The organism is Gordonia sp. NPDC003585, assembly GCF_040610755.1.
In the GTDB taxonomy this organism is placed as follows: domain Bacteria; phylum Actinomycetota; class Actinomycetes; order Mycobacteriales; family Mycobacteriaceae; genus Gordonia.
The window spans coordinates 1-5,331 of sequence record NZ_JBEXMX010000151.1 but is presented as its reverse complement, the minus strand read 5'-3'; the positions used below and the strand labels follow the sequence as shown (position 1 = coordinate 5,331).

Here is a 5,331-nt window from a genome sequence, read left to right as displayed (position 1 = left end):
CACGGCTTCGGGCCGGGCCGTCCCGGCCGACAGTGATTTCGGTCGACCGGACTCCGGCCGGTGGACGGGACTCGACGCGGGTTCGCCGTTCGACTATCCGCGCTCGGCGATCCTCTACGTCGCCAAGCACCTGCCGCGGCCCGGACGCGCAGGCATCGCCGACTCCACGATGGACGAACTCGCCGCCCTCGTCGACGCGGCCGGCGGGCGCACCCTGGGCTTGTTCTCGTCGATGCGAGCGGCCCGGGAGGCCGCCGAGGCCATTCGCGAACGATGCGCGCATCCGGTCCTCTGCCAAGGCGACGACACCACCTCGTCGCTGGTCCGCAGATTCGCCGAGGACCCCGAGACCTGCCTGTTCGGCACCTTGTCGCTTTGGCAGGGGGTCGACGTCCCGGGCCCGTCGCTGAGTCTGGTGATCATCGACCGCATTCCCTTTCCGCGACCCGACGATCCGCTGCTCACGGCCCGCCAGCGCGCTGTCGATGCCCGGGGCGGAAACGGCTTCCTCTCGGTGGCCGCCAACCACGCCGCGCTCCTGCTCGCCCAGGGCGCGGGACGTCTGCTGCGGTCGGTCGACGACCGCGGCGTCGTCGCCGTGCTCGATTCCCGCCTTGCCACGGCAGGCTATGGCGGCTACCTCATGGCGTCGCTGCCGCCGTTCTGGCGCACCACGGATCCGAAGACGGTCCGGTCGGCGCTCCAACGTCTGAAGGCCTGACGACGAGACAAACTCCGCTGCGGGGCACTAAGTTTGTACTCGGTGATACCAACGCAGGTGAGACCAGCAGAGCGCCCACGCGAGACACGGGAGCTGACGAAAGGAGGCCCCGAGTGATCGGGCGGATGGGTATCGACGACATCCAACCCCTCGTCTCGGCCGGGCAGCATCCCGCCAAAGCGGTTGTGGGCGAACTGATTCCGATCAGCGCCACCGCATGGCGGGAGGGCCACGACGCGATCGGGGTGACCCTGCACATCGAGACCCCGCGGCGCGACACCCTCGACATCCGAATGTCACCGTGTGTGGAGCCAGATGTCTACAACGCGGCCTTCGTCCCCGACACCGTCGGATTCTGGGCGTTCCGCATCGAGGCGTGGAGCGACTCGTACGCCACCTGGCGTTCGGCGGTCCTCAAGAAGGTCGGCGCAGGCCAGAGCGCGGCCGACCTGGCCAACGACCTCGAGACGGGTGCACGGGTACTCGAGACGGCCGCCAACCTGGTTCCCCCGGACGCGACCGACCTGCTCGCCGACGCGATCCGCGACCTGCGGTCACAGCGCCGCCGAGTGGAGAACCGGGTAGGTCTCGCCGTCTCCGACGAGATCGTCGAACTCCTCACCACATACCCCGTGCGCGAACTGATCACCAAGAGTCGGACCTATCGCGTGTGGGCCGATCGGCGTCGGGCGCTGGTCGGCTCCTGGTACGAGATGTTCCCGCGTTCAACGGGCGGCTGGGACGGTGAGGGCAAACCCGTGCACGGCACCTTCCTCACCGCCGCGCAGGATCTGCCCCGCATCGCCGACATGGGCTTCGACGTCGTGTACCTGCCGCCGATCCATCCGATCGGCAAGATCAACCGCAAGGGCCGCAACAACACCCTGGTCCCCGGGCCCGACGATGTCGGCTCGCCGTGGGCGATCGGGTCTTCCGAGGGTGGGCACGATGCCATTCACCCGCAACTCGGCACCGTCGAGGATTTCGAGTATTTCGTCGGTCGCGCACGCGAACTGGGCCTCGAGATCGCGCTCGACCTCGCGTTGCAGTGCGCACCCGATCATCCGTGGGCCATCGACCACCCGGACTGGTTCACCGTGCTGCCCGACGGCACTATCGCCTACGCCGAGAACCCACCGAAGAAGTACCAGGACATCTACCCGCTGAACTTCGACAACGACCGCAACGGCATATACCGTGCGGTACTCAACGTCACGCTGCACTGGATCAAGTTGGGCGTGAACATCTTCCGCGTCGACAATCCGCACACCAAGCCGCCGAACTTCTGGGAATGGCTCATCACCGAGGTCAAGAAGCGTCATCCCGACGTGCTCTTCCTCGCCGAAGCGTTCACGCGGCCGGCGCGGCTCTACGGGCTGGCCCGGCTCGGCTTCACGCAGTCGTACACGTACTTCACGTGGAAGACCGAGAAGTGGGAGATCGAACAGTTCGGGCGGGAGATCGCCGAGCACGCCGACGACGCGCGCCCCAATCTGTTCGTCAACACCCCCGACATCCTGCACGCGAGCCTGCAGCACGGTGGACCGGGAATGTTTGCCCTGCGCGCGGCACTCGCGGCAACCCTGTCGCCCACCTGGGGCGTCTACAGCGGCTACGAGCTGTACGAACACGTGGCGGTCAAAGAGGGCAGCGAGGAATACCTGGATTCGGAGAAGTACGAACTGCGTCCGCGTGACTACAAAGCCGCGTCGAGCCGCGGCGAGTCCCTGGAACCGTGGATCACCTCGCTCAACGCGATCCGTCGCCGTCACCCCGCGCTGCAGCAGCTGCGCAACATCACGTTCCATCACCTCGACAACCCGGCGTTGATCGCCTATTCGAAAGTGGATCCGGTGTCGGGCGACCGTGTCATCGTGGTGATAAATCTGAATCCGTTCGGTCCGGAGGTGTCGACGCTGTGGTTGGACATGCCCGCCCTCGGCTGCGAGTGGCACGACCGGTTCCCGGTGGTCGACGAGGTGACCGGCGAGGAGTTCTGGTGGGGTCAGGCCAACTACATCCGTCTCGAACCGTGGCGTGCGGTTGCCCACATCGCTGCACTGCCGCCGCTCGATCCCGCTGCCGCAGCGCAACTCTCCTACCGGATCCGATGAGGTTGACGTGACCGACACCCAAGAGCCCGCTGCACCCGAACCGTTTGCCTCCGACCTCGATCTGCGTCGACTCTTCGCGCTGGCACACCCCGATCCGCACGCGTTCCTCGGAGCGCACGACGCGCCCGGCGGGCACACCATTCTGCGGACCCTGCGCCCGGACGCCATCTCCGTCACCGCGGTGATCGGCGGTGTCGACTACCCGATGCACCGACAGACCGACGACCTGTTCGTGGTGACCGTACCCATCGAGGGGCTGATCGACTACCGCTACCGCGTCGAGTACCCAGATGGGTCCGGGGGCAGCAACACCTTCGTCGTCGCCGACGGATACCGCTTTCTGCCGAGTCTCGGTGAGATGGACGAGCATCTGTTCTCCGAGGGGCGTCACGAGGCGCTGTGGGAGATCCTGGGCGCCCGACATGCGTCGTACACGACGCCCGATGGCGAGGTCCACGGCACCGCGTTCTCGGTGTGGGCACCCAGCGCGCACGGCGTGGTGGTGATCGGCGACTTCGACAACTGGACCGGTCGCCAGGCCCCGATGCGCACGATCGGCAGCAGCGGCATCTGGGAGGTGTTCGTCCCGGACGTCGGCGACGGCATGCAGTACAAGCTGCGCATCCACGGCGCCGACGGGGTCATCCGGGAAAAGGCCGACCCGATGGCCTTCCGGACCACGCCGCCACCGTTGACGGCGTCGGTGGTCGACCGCTCCACGTATCGATGGAACGACGACGACTGGATCGCCCGCCGACGCGAATCCAACCCGGACGTCGAACCGATGAGCGTCTACGAGGTGCACCTCGCGTCGTGGCGCACGGGGCTGGACTACCGCGAGATGGCGCATCAGCTTGCCGTTTACGTCAACGAGAAGGGCTTCACGCACGTCGAATTCCTGCCGGTCGCCGAGCACCCGTTCGGCGGATCCTGGGGGTATCAGGTCACCTCGTACTACGCGCCGACGGCACGTTTCGGCACTCCGGACGACTTCCGGTACCTCGTCGATCATCTGCACGCGCGCGGCATAGCAGTCATCGTCGACTGGGTGCCCGCACACTTCCCCAAGGACGACTGGGCGCTGGCCCGCTTCGACGGAACCCCCCTCTACGAGAATCCCGACCCCATGCGTGGCGAGCAACTCGATTGGGGCACATACGTTTTCGACTTTGGCCGACGCGAGGTCCGGAACTTCCTGGTGGCCAATGCGCTGTACTGGTTCGACCAGTTCCACATCGACGGGCTCCGTGTGGACGCGGTTGCGTCGATGCTCTACCTCGACTATTCGCGGCCCGACGGCGGGTGGCGACCGAACATCTACGGCGGCCGCGAGAATCTCGAGGCCGTGCAGTTCCTGCAGGAGATGAACGCCACCGTGCACAAGCACTTCCCCGGCGTGGTCACGGTCGCCGAGGAATCCACGGCGTGGCCCGGGGTGACCCGGATGACCGACCTCGGCGGCCTGGGCTTCAGTTTCAAATGGAACATGGGCTGGATGCACGACACCCTCGGCTACCTCGGCCGAGATCAGGTACATCGCAGCTTCCACCATCACGAGATCACCTTCTCCCTGATGTATGCGTGGAGCGAGAATTTTGTGCTGCCCATCTCGCACGACGAGGTGGTTCATGGCAAGGGCACTCTGTGGTCGCGGATGCCCGGTGATTCCTGGACGAAGGCCGCAGGTGTCCGGGTCCTGTTGGCATACATGTGGTCTCACCCGGGTAAGCAGCTGCTGTTCATGGGCCAGGAGTTCGGCCAGACCGGCGAATGGGCCGACAATCGCAGCCTGGACTGGCACCAGTTGCAGGGCTGGGAGGGCGAACTGCACTCGGGGATCTCGGCGCTCGTCACGGACCTCAACCGCGTTTATCGGCAATCGCCCGCGATGTACAGCCAGGACACCGACCCGCTCGGCTACGAGTGGATCGACGCGAACGACACGGCCAACAACGTCATCAGTTTCCTCCGCTACGGCTCGGACGGCTCGGTCGTCGCCTGCCTGTTCAACTTCTCCGGCTCCGACCGGGACAGCTACCGGGTCGGCCTACCCGAAGGCGGGGTGTGGGAGGAGATTCTGAACACCGACGCCGATGCCTACAACGGTGCCGGCAAGGGCAACATGGGCGCCGTCACCGCGGACGGCCCGTCGTGGCACGGACGCCCGACGTCGGCCCGGGTGATGATCCCGGCCAACTCCGCGATCTGGTTGGCGCCCTTACGATCTGAGTGACGGGCGCCCACAAGAAAATAGGGGAAGAGTTTCTTCCCCTATCCTTGGCGTCTTCCCCCAGAAATTTCCAGCGGAAGACACCAAACCCCAGGGAAGAAGTTCTTCCCCTAGATTTTGCCGGGCAGATCGATGACGTGAAGTGAATGGTCAGAGAGCTGCTCGATGAGCTCTAGTGTCACGTTTCATTAATTCCTATTGGGTTGGGCTTTTGCCAGGATTTCGTCGGCGGTCTTTGTCCATACGAAGGGATGTTTGCGGTCGTT

At 65.5% G+C, this 5,331-nt stretch carries 3 protein-coding genes; all 3 read left to right on the top strand.

Features of this window, described 5'->3' with window-relative positions; translation table 11 throughout:
* A partial coding sequence (locus ABZW74_RS23840) for an ATP-dependent DNA helicase (RefSeq protein WP_355279893.1) occupies window positions 1-721 on the top strand: 721 nt, incomplete at its 5' end.
* A gap of 113 nt (window positions 722-834) precedes the next feature.
* Complete coding sequence (locus ABZW74_RS23835; RefSeq protein WP_355279891.1) at window positions 835-2,835, top strand: maltotransferase domain-containing protein; 2,001 nt, start codon at window positions 835-837, stop codon at window positions 2,833-2,835.
* Between the two features lie 7 nt (window positions 2,836-2,842).
* The gene (gene glgB, locus ABZW74_RS23830) at window positions 2,843-5,068 is read left to right on the top strand and encodes a 1,4-alpha-glucan branching protein GlgB (protein ID WP_355279889.1); all 2,226 of its coding nucleotides are present in this window, start codon (window positions 2,843-2,845) and stop codon (window positions 5,066-5,068) included.
* Window positions 5,069-5,331: the final 263 nt, after the last annotated feature.